This window comes from Azospirillum sp. A26 (genome assembly GCF_042604635.1).
GTDB lineage: Bacteria > Pseudomonadota > Alphaproteobacteria > Azospirillales > Azospirillaceae > Azospirillum > Azospirillum palustre.
Window position 1 is genome coordinate 1,063,355 of sequence record NZ_CP170473.1, and the last position, 18,920, is coordinate 1,082,274.

An 18,920-nucleotide genomic window follows, 5' to 3' on the forward strand; every position below is an offset into this window, starting at 1 on the left:
TTGGTTATGAGGGATGGGCCGCGAATGTCACCGCGGCCCGCTCTTTTCCGGTCGGGGCATTTATGGTAAATGATCGGGCATGGTAGAGACCCGACGCACCGGCGACCGTTCGAACGATCCGATCCGCCCCGACTCCGGTGGCGGGCGCGTCCCCGCATCCGGTGCGCGCGCCCGGGCGGAAGGCGTCGTCCAGCAGGGGCGGCAGCGGGTTCCGACCCTGCGCGAACTCGCCGCCTTGGTGGTCAACGGCGTGCTGACCCTGCCGCGCAACTACCGCCGCGGCATGTTCCTCGACGTTCAGGTGTAGACGGCCGCCTCCAGGCCGAACAGCCGCTCGACCAGCAGCGGCGGCAGCTCGTACTGCGGCAGGCACAGGCTGGTGCTGCGGGCATGCAGCGTGTGCAGGCATAGCCCCTCCGCATCCGGAAAAGCGCCGACGCGGAAGCGTTCGCGGGCGGCCTTCACGAAGGGAGCGTCCTCGCAGGCGTTCACCGCCGGAAAGCGCACAGTCTCCCAGACCGGCCGGCGGTAGGCGTAGGAAAAGCCGTACCCATCGAGATTGTCGGGCGAGAAAGGGGCATCCGGTGCCTCGACATAGCCGCAAGTCTGCCGGCCCCAGCGATGATGCGATCCGCCGCGCGCCGTGTCCCAGTAACCGAAGCGCCGGTGCGGCACGCTGTAGAGGAACCAGCCCGACAGCTTGACGAGATCGTATCCCTGCTCCAGCCAACCCAGCATGCGCTCCACATAGGCAGGTGCATAGAAATCGTCGTCGTCCATGTGGACGATCACCGATCCCTTGGCATGCTCGGCCAGGATGTTGCGCTTCTCGCCGATGGCGTAACGGCTGGGAGAATAGAAATACTTCAGCCGCGGATTTGCCAGCGGCTTCAGATAGGCCGAGGGACGCGGGCTGTCATCGAACACCAGCCACTCGATCTCGCCATGGGTTTGCGCCCGGATGCAGGCGTGCAGGCGGGGCAGAAACTCCTCCCGCTGCCAGGTGGGCGTGACAATGCTGACCAGGGGGGCGCTGACCAGGGGGGCGGATGCAGGGGAGGACATCGTGCTTTCTTGCTCGGGCGCAGGGCCTGCGTGTAGACAGGCGACAAGATAGCACCGCCCCCCGGCCCTGCACATGGGCGGGGAGGAGCGAGGACAGGAAGGACACCCTTTGGGACTGATCGACCGCATCTGGATCGTCTTCGCCGCGCTGAATGGCGCCGTGGCGGTCGGCACCGGCGCCTATGCCAGCCACGCGCTGGCCGCCCAGCCGCAGGCCCAGGAATGGTTCCGCATCGCTGGGCAGTACCAGATGGCCCATGCGCTGGCGCTCGTCCTGCTGGTGGCGCTGGGTGGGCGGATAGGGGGCGGCAGTAAGGGAGGGCTGGCTCTGCGGATCGCCGGCTGGCTGTTCGTCGCCGGGATCCTGCTGTTCTGCGGCACGCTCTATGCGCTGGCGACGGTCGGTCCGCTGCCGGTGCCGATGACGGCGCCGGCCGGCGGATGGTGCCTCATGCTGGGCTGGGTGGCGCTGGCGGCCGCGGCGCTGCGGACGCGCGGCTGAGGCGCGCAGCTTACAGTCAAGAGTGCTTGAACGGCGGCGCTTGATCGGCGGCGCCCGGTCGGTCTCAGCCGGTCAGCCGGCCGCGGCGGCGCGCAGGTCGGAACGGTCGGTGGTCTGGTCGATGTCGTGCTCCTCCTCATCCGAAGTTTCGGCGACATCCTCGGCGGCCTGCGTGCAGTAGAGGCCGTGCAACGTGGTCATGATGGTCTGCGCCTCATGCCCGTTCAGCGAGTAGTAGATGTTCTGGGCGCTGCGCCGCGTGCGGACCAGATTGTCGTTGCGCAGGCGGGCGAGATGCTGAGACAGCGCCGACTGGCTGAGGCCGACCAGATCCTCCAGTTCGCCCACCGACCGTTCGCCCTGGCTCAAATGGCACAGGATGAGCAGGCGCCGCTCGTTGCACATTGCCTTCAACAGCGCACTCGCCCGGCGGGCGTTGGCCTGCAAATCCTCGATCTTCATCGCTCTACCGTCGCCCTGTCCGTTCCGATTCGTTTCGCGCCCGAGCCGTCGTTGCGCGGCTTGGCAAAGAAAAATGCTCGTATCCTAGTATATTCGTACCCCGCGGGATTTGTCCACCTGTGGGAATCCAGCATGCGCAACATGCCGCTGCTTGGTGCCACCGTAGGCTTGAGCGTCGCGATCCTCACTGTGCTCCGGCTTTTTCTCGCATCGCGAAGCAAAACAGATGGGGCTGTATCAGCCACCGGTTGTGATCGATAATCAACCGCATTGGGCGCCGCAGCCCTCCCACCATGCATCGTGACAGCGCATGGCGAGTCGGGTAGCATTTTTGCCATGACCGACCATCCGTTGAATACCAAGGGCTTGCAGTGCCCGCTTCCCGTCCTGCGCGCCCGCAAGGCGATCAAGGCCATCGCCGTCGGCGACACGCTGACGGTGGAGGCGACCGATCCCGGTGCCCGCAAGGATTTTCCCGCCTTCTGCGAGGCGACGGGCAACCGCCTGCTGTCGGTCGTGGAGGAGGACGGCATCCTGCGTTTCGTCATCGAGCGGGCGGCCTGACCCGAACGGCCGGTCGCTGCGCCACCGGCATCGCATCCGTTTGTACCCCAATCTTGCCGTGTCACGGATTGCCTCCGCTCCCGAAAGTGGGCTGTGACGAATCGTCCTGGATTCAGCCTGTACTTTCATTAGCGATGCGGGAAGAATGGTTTTCGGAAACGCCGCCTGTATCGCCCGAAAACCAACGATAACGACCGAAAAATCGATGTTCACCACCCTGTTTACCCACCCGGCGTGCCTGGAGCACGACACGGGTCTCGGTCATCCCGAATGCTCCGACCGCCTGCGCGCCGTGCTCGCCGCACTGGAGACGGAGGAGTTCCACATGCTGGAACGGCAGGAGGCGCCGCGCGCCACGGTTGAACAGCTTCTGCGGGCGCATCCGCAGTCGCACATCGACCGCGTGCTGTCCCTGATCCCCGATGTGGAGCATGCGGGCGTCGATGCCGACACGGTCGTCTCGCCCGGATCGGGGGAGGCGGCGCTGCGCGCGGCAGGCGCCGTCTGCGCCGCAGTCGATGCGGTCGCGACCGGCCAGTCGCGCAACGCCTTCTGCGCCGTCCGCCCGCCCGGCCACCATGCGGAGCGGGAGAAGGCGATGGGCTTCTGCCTGTTCAACAACGCCGCCGTCGGCGCTTTCCATGCCCGCGCCGTCCATGGGTTGCAGCGCGTGGCGGTGATGGATTTCGACGTCCATCACGGCAACGGCACGCAGGACATCCTGCAGTTCGACCCCGACATGCTCTATTGCTCGACCCACCAGTCGCCGCTCTATCCCGGCACCGGCGATGCCGGCGAGACGGGCGAATACGGCAACTGCGTCAACGCGCCGCTGCCGGCCATGGCGGGATCGCCCGAGTTCCGCCACGCGATGACGCACGTCATCCTGCCGGCCATCGACCATTTCAAGCCGGACCTGCTGATCATTTCGGCCGGGTTCGACGCCCATTCGCGCGATCCGCTGGCCGGCCTGCACCTGATCGACGACGATTTCGTCTGGGCCACGCGCAAGCTTGGCGAACTGGCCCGCACCCATTGCGGCGCACGGATCGTCTCGGTGCTGGAGGGCGGCTACAACCTTCGCGCCCTGGCCTCGGCAAGTGCGGCCCATGTGCGGGAACTGATGTACTGCTGACCGGAGCCTTCCCCGCGGGAGGGCGGCCGTTGTCTCCCGAAAGGGGTAGTTCTGCCCGAACGCATAGGCTGCCCAGCGGCCGAACATAGTCCGCAAGGGCCGGGGTACGGGAGTGCCTCGGGCCTTGCGCCGGACGAGGGCGGGGCATACCTTCGCGGGCTTGAGGTTCCATCGATGGTTCTGCCCGACATGCCCCCTTCCGCCGCTTCTGTTCCCATTCCGCCCGACATCGCCGCCCTCAGTTTCGAGGATGCGCTCGCCGAACTGGAGCGGATCGTCCGCCAGCTTGAGGAAGGCCGCGGCAAGCTCGACGATGCCATCTCCTCCTACGAGCGGGGCACGGCGCTGAAGCGCCATTGCGAGATGAAGCTGCGCGAGGCGCAGGCCAAGATCGACCGCATCACCGTAAGCGCCGACGGCTCCCTCGGCACCGAACCCGCCCGGATCGACTGACGTGCATACCATTTCCCAATCCGATTTGAAGTCCGCCATGGCGGAGATCGCCCAGGCCGTCGAGATGAAGATCGGCGCCCTGCTGCCGACCACCGACCTGGCCGAGGCGCGGGTGTTCGAAGCCATGCGCTATGGCTGCCTGAACGGCGGCAAGCGGCTGCGCCCCTTCCTGGTAATGCAGTCCTCCGCCCTGTTCGGGGTGAACCCGGACTGCGCCATCCGCGCCGCCGCGGCGGTGGAGATGGTCCACAGCTATTCGCTGGTCCACGACGACCTGCCGGCGATGGACGATGGCGAGTTGCGGCGCGGCCGGCCGACCTGCCACCGCCAGTTTGACGAGGCGACCGCCATCCTGGCCGGCGACGGCCTGCTGACGCTCGCTTTCGAGGTACTGGCCGATCCGGCGACGCACGAGGACCCCAACATCCGTTGCCAGCTGGTGACGGCGCTGGCCAAGGCGGCCGGCGGCCACGGCATGGTCGGCGGCCAGATGCTGGACCTGATCGCGGAGCATGAGACGTTCGACCTGGGGACCACCACCCGGCTGCAACGCATGAAGACGGGCGAGATGATCGCCTTCTCCTGCGAGGCCGGCGGTATCCTGGGCAAGGCGAACCCGCCGCAGCGCACCGCCCTGCGTGCCTATGCCCACGATCTCGGCCTCGCCTTCCAGATCGTCGACGATCTGCTGGATGTGGAGGGCACGGCGGAGGAGACCGGCAAGACCGTCGGCCGCGACGCCCAGGCGGGCAAGGCGACCTTCGTGTCGATCCTCGGCCGCGACCGTGCCCGGGCCCAGGCGGAAATGCTTGCCAATCAGGCTTCGCAGCACTTGGACATTTTCGATGGGCGTGCCGATATGTTGAAGGCCGTCGCCGACTTCGTCGTCGCGCGCCGCGCCTGACCAGAGCTTTGAGGACCATCACGACGTGACCGCCACCAAGACCCCGCTGCTCGACCTTTGTCCGACGCCAGCCAAGCTGCGGGCCCTCAAGCCCGAGCAGCTCCGCCAGTTCGCAGACGAGTTGCGCACCGAGACGGTGGATGCCGTTTCGGTGACCGGCGGTCATCTCGGCGCCGGTCTGGGGGTGGTCGAGCTGACGGTGGCGCTGCATTACGTCTTCGACACGCCCTACGACCGGCTGATCTGGGACGTCGGGCACCAGTGCTATCCGCACAAGATCCTGACCGGGCGGCGCGACCGCATCCGCACGCTCCGCATGGGCGGCGGCTTGAGCGGCTTCACCAAGCGGTCGGAGAGCGAATACGACCCGTTCGGTGCAGGCCACAGCTCGACCTCCATCTCCGCCGGCCTCGGCATGGCGGTCGCCAGCAAGATCAAGGGCGAGCAGCGCAACGTCATCGCGGTGATCGGCGACGGCTCGATGAGCGCCGGCATGGCGTATGAGGCGATGAACAACGCCGCCTCGACCAAGTCGCGTCTGATCGTCATCCTCAACGACAACGACATGTCCATCGCCCCGCCCGTCGGTGCGATGAGTGCCTACCTGTCGCGGCTGATCTCGTCCAAGCCCTATCTGTCCCTGCGCCATCTGGCGAAGGAGATCGCCGACCAGCTGCCGCGCCCGCTGCGCAACGCCGCCCGCCGGGCGGAGGAATATGCCCGCGGCATGGTCACCGGCGGCACCCTGTTCGAAGAGCTGGGCTTCTACTACATCGGCCCCATCGACGGGCACAATCTGGACCATCTGCTGCCGGTGCTTCAGAACGTCCGCGACGCCGACGACGACAAGCCGGTGCTGATCCACGTCGTCACCAAGAAGGGCAAGGGCTACGGCCCGGCGGAGGAGTCTGCCGACAAGCTGCACGCCGTCGCCAAATTCGACGTGGTGACCGGCGCCCAGTCCAAGCCGAAGTCCAACGCGCCGACCTACACCCGCGTCTTCGCCCAGAGCCTGATCGCCGAGGCGGCGGCCGACCCGACCATCGTCGGCATCACCGCCGCCATGCCGTCGGGCACCGGGCTGGACCTGTTCGGGGAGCGCTTCCCCGACCGCTGCTTCGACGTCGGCATTGCCGAACAACATGCGGTGACCTTCGCCGCCGGCATGGCGACGGAGGGATTCAAGCCCTTCTGCGCCATCTATTCCACCTTCCTCCAGCGCGCCTACGATCAGGTCATCCATGACGTGGTGCTGCAGCATCTGCCGGTGCGCTTCGCGCTGGATCGCGCCGGTCTGGTGGGGGCGGACGGGGCGACCCATGCCGGGTCGTTCGACACCGCCTATCTCGGCTGCCTGCCCGACATCGTCCTGATGGCGGCGGCGGACGAGCTGGAACTGATGCACATGGTGGCGACCCAGGCCGCCATCGACGACCGCGCCTCGGCCCTGCGCTATCCGCGCGGCGAGGGTGTGGGGCTGGAACTGCCCGACCGTGGCAGCATCCTGCCCATCGGCAAGGGCCGCATTCTTCAGGAAGGCACCAAGATCGCCATCCTCAGCTATGGCACCCGGCTGGGCGAGGCCCGGCGCGCGGCAGCGGAACTGGCGGCGCGCGGTCTTTCGACGACGCTGGCCGACGCCCGCTTCGCCAAGCCGCTGGACGAGGATCTGGTTCGCCGCCTTGCGCTGGAGCATGAGGTGCTGATCACCATCGAGGAAGGATCGGTCGGCGGCTTCGGCAGCTTCGTGCTGCAATTCCTGGCGACGGCCGGGCTGCTCGACGGCGGGCTGAAAATCCGGCCGATGGTTTTGCCGGACGCCTATCTCGACCATGACTCGCCGGCCAAGCAGTATGAGACGGCCGGCCTGAGCGCCCAGCACATCGTCCACACCGCGCTCCAGGCGCTGGGGATCGAAAGCGCCGCCGCCCGCGCCTGACCCTCACTGGCATTACGCCTTCCGAACGTCGTAATGCCATTTGTCTAGCAAGGTTTCGGGTTGTTGGACTGGTGCGGAGCGCGAGCCACGCCTTACAATGTCGAAGCTGAAATGGTAGCCCGCCGACACCGGAGGGAGGAGCCAGCGGCAGGACGGCTACGGGGTCAGGGGCGATGGCGCATATCATGGCGGTCACGGCATTCCGCAACGCGGAGTTCGGCACCGATCCGGGAGCGGGACGGGTGGTCGGCACCGACGTTGCGGCCGGCGGTGCCGGCATCGACGATCCTGCGATGCTGCGCTGTCTGCTGGATCAGACGCCGACGCCCACCGCTCTGGTGGAGGGGGATACCGATCGCTGTGCCTTCGCCAACGCCGCGTTCCGGGCGCTGGGCGTTGTTGCAGGGTCCGGCCTGACGGAGCGCTTCCCGGCCCTGGCGGCTTCCCTGCTCGCCGAGGCGCGGCGGACCGGACAGCCACAGCGCAACCGCGCCGCCGGCGACCGCTCGACCGAGGGGGAACGTTTCTGGGATGTCCGCGTCACCCCGATGCTGGGCGTCAACGGCGTCGTCCGCGCCCTGATCGTCACAGCGGAGGAGACGCCGGAGTCGGTGGCCGAGCATGACCGCCGCCTGCGCGACGTCAGCCACCGCCTGAAAAACACCTTGCAGCTGGTCTCCAGCCTGCTGACCCTTCAGACCCTGTCGAGCAAGGATCCGGAGGTGCGGCGGGCCTTGCAGAGCGCCGGCGGCCGTGTCGGCATCGTCACCCAGGCCCATCAGCGCACCCACGGCTCCCTGCGCGCCGGTACCATCGACATGGCGGTCCATTTGCGCGAGCTGTGCCAGGAGCTTGAGGCGACGCTGCCCGGCGCCCACCGCGTTCAGGTCACCGCCGACGCCACCGAAATGCCGACCGAGGCGGTGATTCCCTTCAGCCTGATCGTCAGCGAGCTTGTCAGCAACGCGGCGCGCCATGCTTTCCCCTCCGGCACGCCCGGTGCCATCGACGTGCGGCTTGGCCGTGGCGACGGGAGTAGCATCCGGCTGGAGGTGGTCGACCGCGGCGCCGGCCTGCCGCCCGGCCTCGACCTGTCCCGCGCCACCACGCTGGGGCTTAAGGTGGTGCGTGCCTTTGTCGGCCAGCTGCGCGGCAAACTGACGGCGGACAGCAGCCCCTACGGCACCCGTGTGGTGGTGGAGTTCCCGCCCGCCTGATCCTTGCCTGACGTTTGCTCCCAGGAAGCGGGGCTTGCCCTTCCGGCCGTTCCGCGTCAGGAATGCGCCTTTGCAGGATTGCGAAGGGCGGCGGCATGGCACGGGTGAGGGTTGATGTGGCGCTGGTGGAGCGCGGGCTGGCGGAAAGCCGTGCCAAGGCGCAGGCGCTGATCCTGGCTGGGCTGGTCTATTCCGATACCAGGCGCATCGACAAGGCCGGCGACCAGATCGCGGCGGAGGCCCCGCTGGCGGTCAAGGGGCAGGACCATCCGTGGGTGTCGCGCGGCGGGTTGAAGCTGGTCAAAGGGCTGGATGTCTTCGCCATCGACCCCACCGGCCTGACGGCGGTCGATGTCGGCGCTTCCACCGGCGGCTTCACCGATGTGCTGCTGACCCGCGGGGCCGCCAAGGTCTATGCCGTCGATGTCGGCCACGGCCAGTTGGCCTGGAAGCTGCGCACCGACCCGCGCGTGGCGGTTCTGGAAAAGACCAACGCCCGCCACCTGACCGCCACCGAAATCCCGGATCCCATCGACCTCGTGGTGTGCGACGCCAGCTTCATCGGGCTGGAGATCGTTTTGCCGGCCGCGCTCGATCTGGTGGTGCCGGGCGGCCGGCTGGTCGCGCTGATCAAGCCGCAGTTCGAGGTCGGCAAGGGACGTGTCGGCAAGGGCGGCGTCGTGCGCGAACCAGAGTTGCACCAGGAGGTCTGCGACCGCATCCGCGGCTGGCTGGACGCGCTGCCGGGCTGGCGGGTGCTGGACATCACCGAAAGCCCGATCACCGGGCCGGAAGGGAACAGGGAGTTCCTGATCGGCGCGGTGAAGGACCGGGGCTGAGTCCGCTCGCCAAGCCCTGTCGCGCCGGCGGGTCTGTCGGTTGCGGCCCCGTTCAGCGCGGGGAGGTCTCCAGCCGATGGTCCAGGAAGAAGCGCAGCATTTCCGCCGTCGCGTCCGGACCTTGCGGGTCGGTGTAGGAGCCGGACGGGCTACCGCCGGCCCAGGCGTGCCCGGCGCCATGGATCGTCCAGTGCTCGCACCGGGGCCGCCCATCGGGATCGCGGAGGATGTTGCGGCTGTAGGCGTGGCCGCCCGGGCTTTGACCCTGCTGCATCTCCGACCGCAGGTTGGAGCCGGCGGTGGCCTGTGCGATAACGCCGTCGCCGTTGCTGGGATGGACGACATGGTCGCGGTCGCCATGAAAGACGATGGTGGGCACCCTGCGGTTGCCCTGCATCGCCGCTCCCGGGCTTCGGCTGCCGCCCTGGCGCATCGCGGCGAGGGCGGATGGCAGGTCCTGCGCGGCACCAGCCGGCAGGCCGGAATGCACGCCAACCGCGGCGTAGAGATCCGGATAGGCCGCTGCCATGGTCGCCGCGGCTGCACCGCCGGCCGACAGTCCGGCGATGTAGACTCGCTCCGGATCGACCCGATGGTCACGCATGATCTGTCGCGTGATGCCGGCAAGCAGCGACGGTTCGCCCTGGTCGCGCCGCTGGTCTTCCGGCTTGAACCAGTTCCAGCAGCGCTGTGCGTTGGCCGAAGCCGGCTGTTCGGGATAGGCGACGAGGATGCCGTGCCGCTCGGCAAAGGCGTTCATCCGGGTTCCGGCGGCGAAATCGTCGGGTGACTGTGTGCAACCGTGCAGCATCACCACCAGCGGGCACGGTCCGTCGCCTGCCGCGGCTGGCACATAGAGCTTGTAGGCCCGTGTCCCGGCCGGCCCGCTGTACGAAAGCGTTGCGAAGGATGCCCCATCTGGCAGTGGGTCTGGTGCCGGACGCGGGGCGCCGCCATGAAGACCGTTCGGGGCGAAGCGTGCGGCGAGGCCGCGCAGGGTCTCGCCCAGTCCGGTGCGTGGCTTGGCTCCGGACCTCTGCCTCCCGCCGTCGTTGGCGGGCTGCGGGCCGGCGTCCTTTGCCGATGGCGTGGGGTCGAGCCTTACGAACTCCCCCTCCAGGGTGGTCCCAGGTGCGGTCGTGTCCGATGCCGGTGCGGGTGCCTGCTCGCCCTTGCCTTCTCCTCGCAGCAAGCGCTGGAGGAGGGTCGTCGCCTCGCCGAGCTTGCCGGCCCTGGTCAGGCGGGCAGCTTCGGCCATGCCGGGAAGCATGCCGGGTGGGTTGGTGTGGCGCATGTCCATACTTTCCTGGTTCGCATCGGGCGCAGGCGGTGGCCCGCGCCGAAAGACTTTCAGCGGATGCGGTCGGCGAGAGCCGCCTTGACCGCGGCCGGCGCATGCAGCGCGCCCAGCACACTCAGTGAGGCGATGGCGGAACGGGCCAATTCGGGAGTCACGTCCTGGGCGATGGTGGCGAGGCCGAGGACACGGATATCCAGCATCTGTCCCGCCGCTTGAGCCGCCTCGAGATCCGCCCGGGTGAAGTGGCGCAGGCCGAGATCGACGCTTTTGCGTGCCACCGTCTGTCGGACGACATCGGCGTGCCGGTCGACCTGATTGCGGATGGCGGTGCGGATGAAGTCGGTGCGGTTGGAATAGAACCCTTCCTCGACCAGCAGGTCGATGTGGCCAAGGTCGACATAGCCGAGATTGATCGTGATCTTCTCGCTGTCGCCGGTCTTCGGCTTCAAACTCTGTTCGGTCTCAGCCATCGCTTTGCCATCCAATCACCATCCGTGTGGATGGTAAATAGATGGCGCGGGTGGCTTATTCAAGAGCGCGCCCACCAATTCAGCAGACTGCTGCCCAGTGTCAGCCGCAAAGGCGGCAAGAAAAAAGCGCGGTCCCGAAGGACCGCGCTTGATCGGATCGTTCTGCCCGGATGCGACCGGCTGCGATCAGCCGAGCAGCCCGATGTCGTGGGTCGGGATATGGTCGAAGCCCAGCCCGTACACCGCGGAGTCCGATGCCAGGCTGAAATCGTGCGCACCAGGATTGACGAAGCTCGGGTCCAGCTGCACCGAACCGTTGTCGTAGCCGGCGGCCTTCCATTCCGCCAGATCGCCCTTGCCGCCGCCCGACATCACCTGCGGCCAGACGTCGAACATGTCCTTGGAGGCGTCGAGGTTGCTGTAGAAGTTGTTGTGGATGTTGCCGACATTGGCCGGGCCGTAGATGTGGACGGCAGTGCCGTCGCGGACATCGACGACGTTGCCGGAGATGTCGTTGCCGCTCATCTGGTGGCCCTGCCAGCCGCTCCAGGCGACCGGCTGCTGAAGGCCGATCTGGGCGCCGCTGTTGTCGGCGATCACGTTCTCGGTGACCTTGTTGTCCCAGCCGCCATGCAGGAACACGCCGCCGATGTTGCCGTGGACGATGTTGCCCTTCACCGTGGCGCCGCTGGTCCAGTCGTCCAGATAGATGCCCCAGCTGGCGACGTCGCCATTCGGGTTGGTCGCGGTGGTGCCGGTCACCTCGTTGTTGACCACGGTGTGGTCGGTCAGATCCTGCTGGCGGTTGATCAGATAGATGCCGCCGCCGTCGTTGGACTCCAGATTGGCGTCGACCACCTTGTTGTTGGCGATGGTGACACGATGGGTGGCATCGCTGCCGTCCGTCTGGACCGAACCGACGGCGATGGCCTTCTCCGGCGAATCCTCGACGAGATTGTGAGTGACCTGCACGTCCGAGCTGCCGTTGATCCAGATGCCGGCATCGCCGCGGTCGGCGGCGTTCGGGTGCGTGATGTGGTTGTCGGAGACGACCGTGGAGTTGGAGCCGGCCTTGACGAAGATGGCTTCCGCACCGGTGCTGTCGAACTGGTTGCCGATGACCTTGCTGTCGGCGCTGTTCTGCACCGTGATGCCGTAGCCGCCGCCCTTGACCGCATTGTTTGCGAAGGTCAGGCCGGACGCATTGTCGGCGAAGACATAGTGGCCGCCCACCACGCCATCGGCGAAGGTCAGGCCTTCGATGGTGACGTTCTTGGCGCCGCCGAGTCCGAAGGACACGCTGGCGTTGGAGCCGCCGTGGATCACCGCCTTCTCGCTGCCGTAGCTGGTGAAGGTCACGCCGGAATCCTGGCCGTCCAGCCACATCCCGTTCTGGTGATAGTCGCCGCCGCGGATGTAGGTGGTGTCGATGTTGGGGTCGGCACGCATGGCGGCTTGCGCCTTTTGCAGCGAGGCGAAGGGACCGTCGGTCCCGTCCGCATTCGGAGCCGCCAGCTTGCCCGACCAGCTGTCCTTGCCGTTGGTGGCGACATAGAATCCCGGATCGGTCGGCTTCGGGACGGTCGGCGCTGGCGTGGACGGCGTCGGTTCGGTCGACGGCACTTCGCTGACCGGCGGGATGGTGGGGGGCGTCACGCTGGAGGTGGGGAAATAGCTCTTGTCGGCATCGACGACCAGCGTGCCGTTCCACCACATGCCGGCCTGACCGTTGGCGACATCGTGGCCGTCCAGGGCGCCCTTGTCATAGCTAACATGGTCGTCGGTCGGCAGGACCGACTTGCCGTTGATCGTGATCCCGTCGACGATCAGGTTGCGGTCGGTCCCGTGAAAGATGCCATCATTGTCGTACTGGACCTGCACCTTGTGGCCCTGGCCCTCGACGATGTCCGTCTTGAAGACGAAATCCTTGGCCGTGGCATCCGTGGTGCCCTCACCGATCTTCTTGCCGTCGACCAGCAGGTTGAAATGCGCGTTGAGGGTGCCCTTCGCGCTCACCGTGATGGTCGAGTTCCCGGAGGTCGTGGCCATTGGTCCGTATCCTTAGCGGTTTTGATGCGGCGCCAAGATGGTCAAGTTGGCTGGGGCAATAGTGAGGCATTTTTCATGGATTCGACGAATAAGGGGTAAAATCCGTTATAATACTGCGACCAAAGATAAAGTATCTTTGGGTATAATACGCATAAACCTGTCTTCATTCAGTATGTGGTGCCACCGCTGACGGTGGAGTTCCCTCATTTCTCTGGGAAATGATGAGCCTTGAATAACGGCTGTCTGTCGGGATGCTTGGAAAACGATCCGGTTGAGGTTGGCGAGGCAGATTTTCCCTATCGAATTCTGCCCGCCGCTGGTTTTCTCTGGACCCCCGCTGACGTCCTTTAAACGCCTTCCCCCTGCTGTCCCTGCTGGGTCAGTGTGGCGATGAAGCGCTGGGTGCGTTCGCGGGTCGGATGGGTGAACAGCGTTTGCGACGGACCGGATTCCACCACCTGTCCGGCGTCGAGGAACACCACCTCATGCGCAATGCGCGATGCGAGACGCAGATCGTGGGTCGCCATCACCATGGTGGTGCCCTCGGCCGCCAAGGTGCCGAGCACCTCCACCACCTCGTCCGACAACTCGGGGTCGAGGGCCGAGGTCGGCTCGTCGCACAGCAGGACGCGGGGCGACGGGGCGAGCGCGCGGGCGATGGCGACACGCTGCTGCTGCCCACCCGACAGGGTCGCCGGCCAAGCATTGGCCTTGTGGTCCATGCCGACCTTGCGCAGCAGGGCCATGGCACGGTCGCGCGCCTTCTCCGCCGGCCATTTCTGCACGGTCACCAGCCCTTCCATCACATTCTCGACCGCGGTGCGGTGCGGGAAGAGCTGGAAGTTCTGGAACACCATGCCGGTCTGGCCGCGCAGCCGCTGGATGTCCTTCCATCCGGGCTTGCCGCCGGGTTGGAAGGACAGCTCCTCCTCGCCGATGCGCACAGTGCCGGAGGTCGGAATTTCCAGCAGGTTGATACAGCGGAGCAGCGTGCTCTTGCCGCCGCCGGACGGACCGATCAGGGCGGTGACGCGGCCTTCGGCCACGGTGACCGACACGCCCTTCAGCACGGTGAGGTCGCCGAAGCGCTTTTCGATGTTCGACAGCCGGATCACGACTTGGCCTCCAGGAAACCGCCATACTGGTTGAGCCGCTTTTCCAAGCGAACCTGCAACGCCGATAGGACGGAACTGAGCGCGAGGTAGATCAGCGCCGCCTCCACATAGAGGATCAGCGGCTCGTAGCTGGTGGCGACGATGCGCTGGGCGGCCTGGAACAGCTCCGGCACGGTGATGGCGGCGGCGAGCGAGGTGTCCTTCACCAGCGAGATGAAGCTGTTGGACAGCGGTGGCACGGCGACGCGGGCGGCCTGCGGCAGGATGGTTCGGCGCATCGCCTGCGACCAGCTCATGCCGATGGAATAGGCGGCCTCCCATTGGCCCTTCGGCACCGAGCCGATGACGGCGCGGATGATCTCCGAGGTGTAGGCGCCGACATTCAGCGTGAACCCGATCAGCGCCGCCGGAAAGGCATCCAGCACGATGCCGGCGCTGGGCAGGCCGTAGAAGATCAGGAACAGTTGCACCAGCAGCGGCGTGCCGCGGATGATCCAGACATAGAAGCGGACGATGGCGGCCAGCGGAGCCGGCCCGAACAGCCGGACCACCGCCGCCACCAGCCCAACGACCAGGCCGAGCGCGAAGGAGGCGAGCGTCAGCGGAACGGTGAAGACCAGCGCCGCCCACAGCAGCGACGGAAGCGAGTCCGCCATCAGGGTAAGCCAGTGCAGCACGGTGAAGGTGCCTCTCGTGAAGATGGAACGACAATGCCCCCGGCCCGGATGGGGCTGGGGGCATTGTGGCGGGCGTTGACGTGAGACGGGAAACTAGTCTGAGAACATCATTTGGAAACGTCGGCGCCGAAATACTTCTGCGAAATCGTCCCATAGGTGCCGTCGGCCTTCATGGCCGTCAGCGCCTCGTTGATGGCTGAGACCAGCTTGGCTTCGCCCTTGCGGACGATGATGCCGGACTGGTCGGCATTGTCCTGCGTCGCGGCGATCTTCACGTTGGCGTCGGGCTTGTGCTTCTTGAAATCCAGGAAGGACAGGCTGTCGTTGACCGTCGCATCGGCCCGGCCGTTCAGCACCAGCTGGATCGACTGGTCGAAGCCGTCCGTGCCGACCAACTGCGCACCGGACGCCTCGGCCAGCTTGCCGAAGTTGCTGGTCAGCGACTGGGCCGACTTCTTGCCCTTCAGGTCCGCGAAGCCTTTGATCGCGCTGTTGTCGCCCTTCACGATCAGCACGGCGCGGCTGGTGATGTAGGGGTCGGAGAAATCGTACTTGGCCTTGCGTGCCTCGGTGATGCCGACCTGATTGATGACGGCGTCATAGCGGCGGGCGTCCAGGCCGGCGATCAGCCCATCCCACTTGCCTTCCAGGAACTCGGCCTTCACGCCGATGCGCTTGGCGATCTCGCGCCCGATCTCCACATCGAAGCCGACGAGCGCGCCCGAGGCGTCATGGTAGGTGAAGGGGGCATAGGTCCCCTCCGTGCCGATCTTCAGCAGGCCGTCGGCCTTGATGCGGTCCAGGTCGGCCTGAGCGTGGGCGGCGGAGACGGCGGCGACCTGCATAAGGCCGGCGACGAGAAGCGATTTCAGCCATTTCATCGGTTGATGCCCGGTGTTTCTTGAATGGGTTGGGTTGGTTTGCCGCCTTCGGCACGGTGCGGCCGACGCTGGTTCCGGCGTTGGACGGCTCGGGTCACGCTACATGAATGAATATTCCATAACAAGGGAATATCATATGAATTTAGCATATAATAACTGTATATACTGCGTACCGCATTCGGGTTCCGGCGGGAAATAGGCGCTGGCCGGTGCAGGCCCTCTGCCATGATTCCTGAGCTGGCATCGGGGAAGGTGGCGGCCCGACTGTCGTCAGAGCGGTAACGCGAACGGGGTGGCGGATATGACCATCGGGTCGCCACGCTGCCCTGTCGCCAGTTGCCCTAACGCTTCATCCCCTTATGATCATCGGCAATGGCCGCCTGGACGGTCTCCCAAGATGAGGGGTCAGGACATGAGTGACGCAACGGCTGCCGGCTGGATCGAACTGACGGCGGCGGACGGCCACCGGATGCGCGCCTATCGCGCGCCGGCCAAGGGCGAGGAGATCGGGCGCCTGATCGTGGCTCCGGAAATCTTCGGCATCAACCATCACATCCGCAACGTCTGCGACGGCTTCGCCCAGCAGGGCTTCACCACCGTGGCGCCCGACCTGTTCGACCGGGCAGAGCGCGGGGTCGAACTGCCTTATGACGATGCCGGCATTCAGCGGGGCATCGCGCTGAAGGGGGCGGTGGCGACCGCCGACGCCTTGCAGGACATCGCTGCGGCGCTGGCCCATCTCGGCGGTGACGGGGCCGCAGCCATCGTCGGCTATTGCTGGGGCGGCAGCATCGCCTGGGCGTCGGCGGCGGCGCTGCCGGTGCGCGCCGCCATCGGCTACTACGGCGGCGAGATCGGCAAGACGCTGGACAGCGCGCCGCGGGTTCCGACCCTGCTGCATTTCGGCGAGCAGGACCACGCCATCCCGCTGTCGGTCGCCGAGGGGGTGAAGGCCCGCTATCCGTGGGTGCCGGTGCATGTCTATCCGGCCGGCCACGGCTTCAACTGCGACGAACGGGGGAGCTTCCATCCGGAAAGTGCGGTGCTGGCGCTTCGCCGGACCGTGGGGCTGCTGCGGGCCGTGTTCTGACCGGGACCTCCTTCCGCCGTCCATCCTTCCGCTGCCCGAACCGGATCGGCCAGCGGCGGAAGGCGAGCAGCCCGATACAGATCAGCGCATAGACGAGCGGCGCCGTCTGCCAGCCCTTCACCAGCATGATGAAGTGCAGGCAGCCGGCCAGCCCGGCGACGAAGACGGCCTTGTGCAGGGCGCGCCAGCGCTTGCCGCCCAGCCGCTTCACCATGCCGTCGGTTGAGGTGGCGGCCAGCGCCGTCAGGATCAGGAAGGCCCCCATGCCGACCGTGATGTAGGGCCGCTTGACGATCTCCTTCCAGATCGCCGGCCAGTCGAAGAACTGGTCCAGCCCGACATAGGTGGACAAATGGACGGCTGCATAGAAGAAGGCGAACAGTCCCAGCATCCGCCGGAACCGCGCCAGCCCGGCCACCCCCGTCAGCATGCGCAGCGGTGTCAGCGCCAGCGCGATCAGCAGGAAACGCAAGGCCCACAGCCCGCTGGCCTTGACGCTTTCCAGCACCGGCTCCGCCCCCAGCTCGCCGGTGTAGGCGAGCCAGACGGTCCAGACCAGCGGAACCAGGGCGAGGGTGAAGACGACGGGCTTGGCCCAGCGCGAGGTGAGGGCGGCGTTCGCGGTGGCGCGCAGATCGACGCCGCCGGCGGAGGCGAGGGGGGCGGCCATGGTCAGTAATTCGCCTTCAGATCCATGCCGGCATAGAGCGACGCGACCTCTTCGCCATAGCCGTTGAAGGGCAGGGTCTTGCGGCGCGAGAATTCACCGACCCGCCGCTCGGTCGCCTGGCTCCAGCGCGGATGGTCGACCTCCGGATTGACGTTGGAATAGAAGCCGTACTCACGCGGCTGCGACTTGTTCCAGGCGGTCGCCGGCTGGTCCTTCACCAGCGAGATTTTGACGATCGATTTGATCGACTTGAAGCCGTATTTCCACGGCACAACCAGCCGGATCGGGGCGCCGTTCTGGTTGGGCAGCACCTCGCCATACATGCCGACGGCCAGCATGGTCAGGGGATGCATCGCCTCGTCCAGCCGCAGACCTTCGGTATAGGGCCAGTCCAACACCCAGGAGCGCAGCCCCGGCATCTGCTTCGGGTCGTTCAGGGTCTGGAAGGCGACGTATTTCGCGTTGCCGGTCGGCTCCACTCGTTTCAACAGTTCCGCCAGCGGGAAGCCGACCCAGGGAATCACCATCGACCAGCCCTCGACGCAGCGCAGGCGGTAGACGCGTTCCTCCATCGGGAATTTCAGCAGATCCTCGATGCTGATTGTCATCGGCTTGCCGACCTCGCCGCCGATGGCGATTTCCCAGGGGCGGGTCTTCAGCGTGCCGGCATTCTCGGCCGGATCGCTCTTGCCGGTGCCGAACTCATAGAAGTTGTTGTAGGTGGTGGCCGACTTCATCGGAGTCGTCGGATCGAACTTCGGATCGGCCGGCTTGATCGTGGCCGCCGCCTGGAAGGGGCCTGCCAGCGCGCTGCCGCTCCATACCGGCAGGCTGCCCAGCGCCATGGCGGCGGCGCCTCCGGCGATCAGGCTGCGGCGCGACAGGAACAGCTCCCGCGGCGTCACCTCGTCTTCGCGTGCCTGCGACGCGGTGGGAAACTTGAACAGCATCGACCCTCTCCCGAACGGACCATTCCTGCCACTAACCATAGGGCTGCGGCTGGCCGTCGGCAAATCACAGGGTCTACACAATTGCGTGAACGGATCTGCTGGGTGAACTAATCTGCGCGCTGCGCGCTGCGCGATCAGCGCCGGCCGAGCGGGATCACCACGGCCGGACCGCCGAAGCCGCCACCACGCGCCATGCGCCGTGTGGGAAAGGGAAGCACGTCGGCCGGTGGGCGCGGCGGGGGCAGGAGCGGCATTCCGGTAAAGGAATGAGCAAAGGCAGCACCCTGCTGGCAGGCACGCATCCAAGAGAGCATGCAGCACATCGAAGCCTGCATGGAAAATGTCCAAAGAGTCATCGCCAAGCCCCAGGCTGTGATGTGTCGGGTCGTCTTGCCCTGCGGAAGGCGGCCGGCGCCGAAATGTCCCGCCATGGCTGGATCCATAACGATGCGCGGCATCGAATCGTTCCGAAGCCTGAGCTTCGCATAAAGGACATTCAGCTGAGTTAAGCCGGTGACAAGGCCCGCTAAGCTCAAGAAAATGCTCACTTCATCCTAAGTTATAGGCATAGTCCTTATGCCGGAAGGCGGAATGCCTACGAAAGGCCAAGTTGACCCGAATAGCCTTTACTTCATCGT

General features: G+C 66.3%; 21 protein-coding genes. 10 read left to right on the plus strand and 11 right to left on the minus strand.

Annotation, left to right across the window (positions count from 1 at the left end; translation table 11 throughout):
* Window positions 1–79 precede the first annotated feature (79 nt).
* Window positions 80–307 (plus strand): hypothetical protein, encoded by a 228-nt coding sequence (locus ABNQ39_RS18755; protein WP_376962570.1) that lies wholly within the window; start codon window positions 80–82, stop codon window positions 305–307.
* Here ABNQ39_RS18755 and ABNQ39_RS18760 read toward each other — a convergent pair.
* Window positions 298–1,065 (minus strand): glycosyltransferase family 2 protein, encoded by a 768-nt coding sequence (locus ABNQ39_RS18760; protein WP_376962572.1) that lies wholly within the window; start codon window positions 1,063–1,065, stop codon window positions 298–300. The two genes, ABNQ39_RS18755 and ABNQ39_RS18760, sit on opposite strands and share 10 nt — an antisense overlap.
* 109 nt (window positions 1,066–1,174) lie before the next feature.
* On the opposite strand from ABNQ39_RS18760, the gene ABNQ39_RS18765 reads away from it, so the two are divergent.
* Window positions 1,175–1,567: a DUF423 domain-containing protein gene (locus ABNQ39_RS18765; protein ID WP_376962574.1), complete on the plus strand. Its 393-nt coding sequence runs from the start codon at window positions 1,175–1,177 to the stop codon at window positions 1,565–1,567.
* Window positions 1,568–1,639: 72 nt separating this feature from the next.
* Here the strand turns inward: ABNQ39_RS18765 and ABNQ39_RS18770 are convergent, their stop codons facing one another.
* Window positions 1,640–2,029 carry an ArsR/SmtB family transcription factor gene (locus ABNQ39_RS18770; protein WP_376962576.1) on the minus strand — a complete coding sequence of 130 codons (390 nt, stop codon included), beginning with the start codon at window positions 2,027–2,029 and terminating at the stop codon, window positions 1,640–1,642.
* A gap of 336 nt (window positions 2,030–2,365) precedes the next feature.
* On the opposite strand from ABNQ39_RS18770, the gene ABNQ39_RS18775 reads away from it, so the two are divergent.
* From ABNQ39_RS18775 to ABNQ39_RS18805, 7 genes are all read left to right on the plus strand, one after another.
* Window positions 2,366–2,593, plus strand: coding sequence for a sulfurtransferase TusA family protein (locus tag ABNQ39_RS18775; RefSeq protein ID WP_174473803.1), 228 nt, complete (start codon window positions 2,366–2,368; stop codon window positions 2,591–2,593).
* Between the two features lie 205 nt (window positions 2,594–2,798).
* On the plus strand, window positions 2,799–3,728 hold the full coding sequence (locus ABNQ39_RS18780; protein ID WP_376962578.1) for a histone deacetylase family protein: 930 nt from the start codon (window positions 2,799–2,801) through the stop codon (window positions 3,726–3,728).
* A 174-nt stretch (window positions 3,729–3,902) separates the two neighbouring features.
* A complete protein-coding gene (locus ABNQ39_RS18785; protein WP_376962580.1) occupies window positions 3,903–4,181 on the plus strand; it encodes an exodeoxyribonuclease VII small subunit in 279 nt (92 codons plus the stop codon).
* Window position 4,182: 1 nt separating this feature from the next.
* A complete protein-coding gene (locus ABNQ39_RS18790) occupies window positions 4,183–5,085 on the plus strand; it encodes a polyprenyl synthetase family protein (RefSeq protein ID WP_376962582.1) in 903 nt (300 codons plus the stop codon).
* 25 nt (window positions 5,086–5,110) lie between these two features.
* Entirely contained in the window at window positions 5,111–7,024 is a 1,914-nt protein-coding gene (gene dxs / locus ABNQ39_RS18795; RefSeq protein WP_376962584.1) for a 1-deoxy-D-xylulose-5-phosphate synthase, read from the plus strand.
* A gap of 185 nt (window positions 7,025–7,209) precedes the next feature.
* Window positions 7,210–8,241: a sensor histidine kinase gene (locus ABNQ39_RS18800; protein ID WP_376962586.1), complete on the plus strand. Its 1,032-nt coding sequence runs from the start codon at window positions 7,210–7,212 to the stop codon at window positions 8,239–8,241.
* Between the two features lie 95 nt (window positions 8,242–8,336).
* Window positions 8,337–9,080 (plus strand): TlyA family RNA methyltransferase, encoded by a 744-nt coding sequence (locus ABNQ39_RS18805; RefSeq protein ID WP_376962588.1) that lies wholly within the window; start codon window positions 8,337–8,339, stop codon window positions 9,078–9,080.
* A 52-nt stretch (window positions 9,081–9,132) separates the two neighbouring features.
* Here the strand turns inward: ABNQ39_RS18805 and ABNQ39_RS18810 are convergent, their stop codons facing one another.
* The 6 genes from ABNQ39_RS18810 to ABNQ39_RS18835 all read right to left on the minus strand — a co-directional run bounded on the left by ABNQ39_RS18810 (window position 9,133) and on the right by ABNQ39_RS18835 (window position 15,572).
* Window positions 9,133–10,374 carry an extracellular catalytic domain type 1 short-chain-length polyhydroxyalkanoate depolymerase gene (locus ABNQ39_RS18810; protein ID WP_376962590.1) on the minus strand — a complete coding sequence of 414 codons (1,242 nt, stop codon included), beginning with the start codon at window positions 10,372–10,374 and terminating at the stop codon, window positions 9,133–9,135.
* Between the two features lie 56 nt (window positions 10,375–10,430).
* Window positions 10,431–10,850, minus strand: coding sequence for a CopG family transcriptional regulator (locus ABNQ39_RS18815; RefSeq protein ID WP_376962592.1), 420 nt, complete (start codon window positions 10,848–10,850; stop codon window positions 10,431–10,433).
* A 186-nt stretch (window positions 10,851–11,036) separates the two neighbouring features.
* The gene (locus ABNQ39_RS18820) at window positions 11,037–12,899 is read right to left on the minus strand and encodes a right-handed parallel beta-helix repeat-containing protein (RefSeq protein ID WP_376962594.1); all 1,863 of its coding nucleotides are present in this window, start codon (window positions 12,897–12,899) and stop codon (window positions 11,037–11,039) included.
* A 347-nt stretch (window positions 12,900–13,246) separates the two neighbouring features.
* Complete coding sequence (locus ABNQ39_RS18825) at window positions 13,247–14,014, minus strand: amino acid ABC transporter ATP-binding protein (RefSeq protein WP_376962596.1); 768 nt, start codon at window positions 14,012–14,014, stop codon at window positions 13,247–13,249.
* Window positions 14,011–14,691, minus strand: coding sequence for an amino acid ABC transporter permease (locus ABNQ39_RS18830; RefSeq protein WP_428846402.1), 681 nt, complete (start codon window positions 14,689–14,691; stop codon window positions 14,011–14,013). Before ABNQ39_RS18830 ends, ABNQ39_RS18825 begins: the two co-directional genes overlap by 4 nt.
* A 107-nt stretch (window positions 14,692–14,798) precedes the next feature.
* On the minus strand, window positions 14,799–15,572 hold the full coding sequence (locus ABNQ39_RS18835; protein WP_376959795.1) for an amino acid ABC transporter substrate-binding protein: 774 nt from the start codon (window positions 15,570–15,572) through the stop codon (window positions 14,799–14,801).
* Window positions 15,573–15,984: 412 nt separating this feature from the next.
* On the opposite strand from ABNQ39_RS18835, the gene ABNQ39_RS18840 reads away from it, so the two are divergent.
* Window positions 15,985–16,662: a dienelactone hydrolase family protein gene (locus ABNQ39_RS18840; RefSeq protein ID WP_376959796.1), complete on the plus strand. Its 678-nt coding sequence runs from the start codon at window positions 15,985–15,987 to the stop codon at window positions 16,660–16,662.
* Here ABNQ39_RS18840 and ABNQ39_RS18845 read toward each other — a convergent pair.
* The 3 genes from ABNQ39_RS18845 to ABNQ39_RS18855 all read right to left on the minus strand — a co-directional run bounded on the left by ABNQ39_RS18845 (window position 16,574) and on the right by ABNQ39_RS18855 (window position 18,830).
* Window positions 16,574–17,332 carry a sulfite oxidase heme-binding subunit YedZ gene (locus ABNQ39_RS18845; RefSeq protein WP_376959797.1) on the minus strand — a complete coding sequence of 253 codons (759 nt, stop codon included), beginning with the start codon at window positions 17,330–17,332 and terminating at the stop codon, window positions 16,574–16,576. The genes ABNQ39_RS18840 and ABNQ39_RS18845 overlap by 89 nt on opposite strands.
* Before the next feature lie 2 nt (window positions 17,333–17,334).
* A complete protein-coding gene (gene msrP / locus ABNQ39_RS18850) occupies window positions 17,335–18,282 on the minus strand; it encodes a protein-methionine-sulfoxide reductase catalytic subunit MsrP (RefSeq protein WP_376959798.1) in 948 nt (315 codons plus the stop codon).
* A gap of 134 nt (window positions 18,283–18,416) precedes the next feature.
* Complete coding sequence (locus ABNQ39_RS18855) at window positions 18,417–18,830, minus strand: hypothetical protein (RefSeq protein ID WP_376959799.1); 414 nt, start codon at window positions 18,828–18,830, stop codon at window positions 18,417–18,419.
* Window positions 18,831–18,920 lie beyond the last annotated feature (90 nt).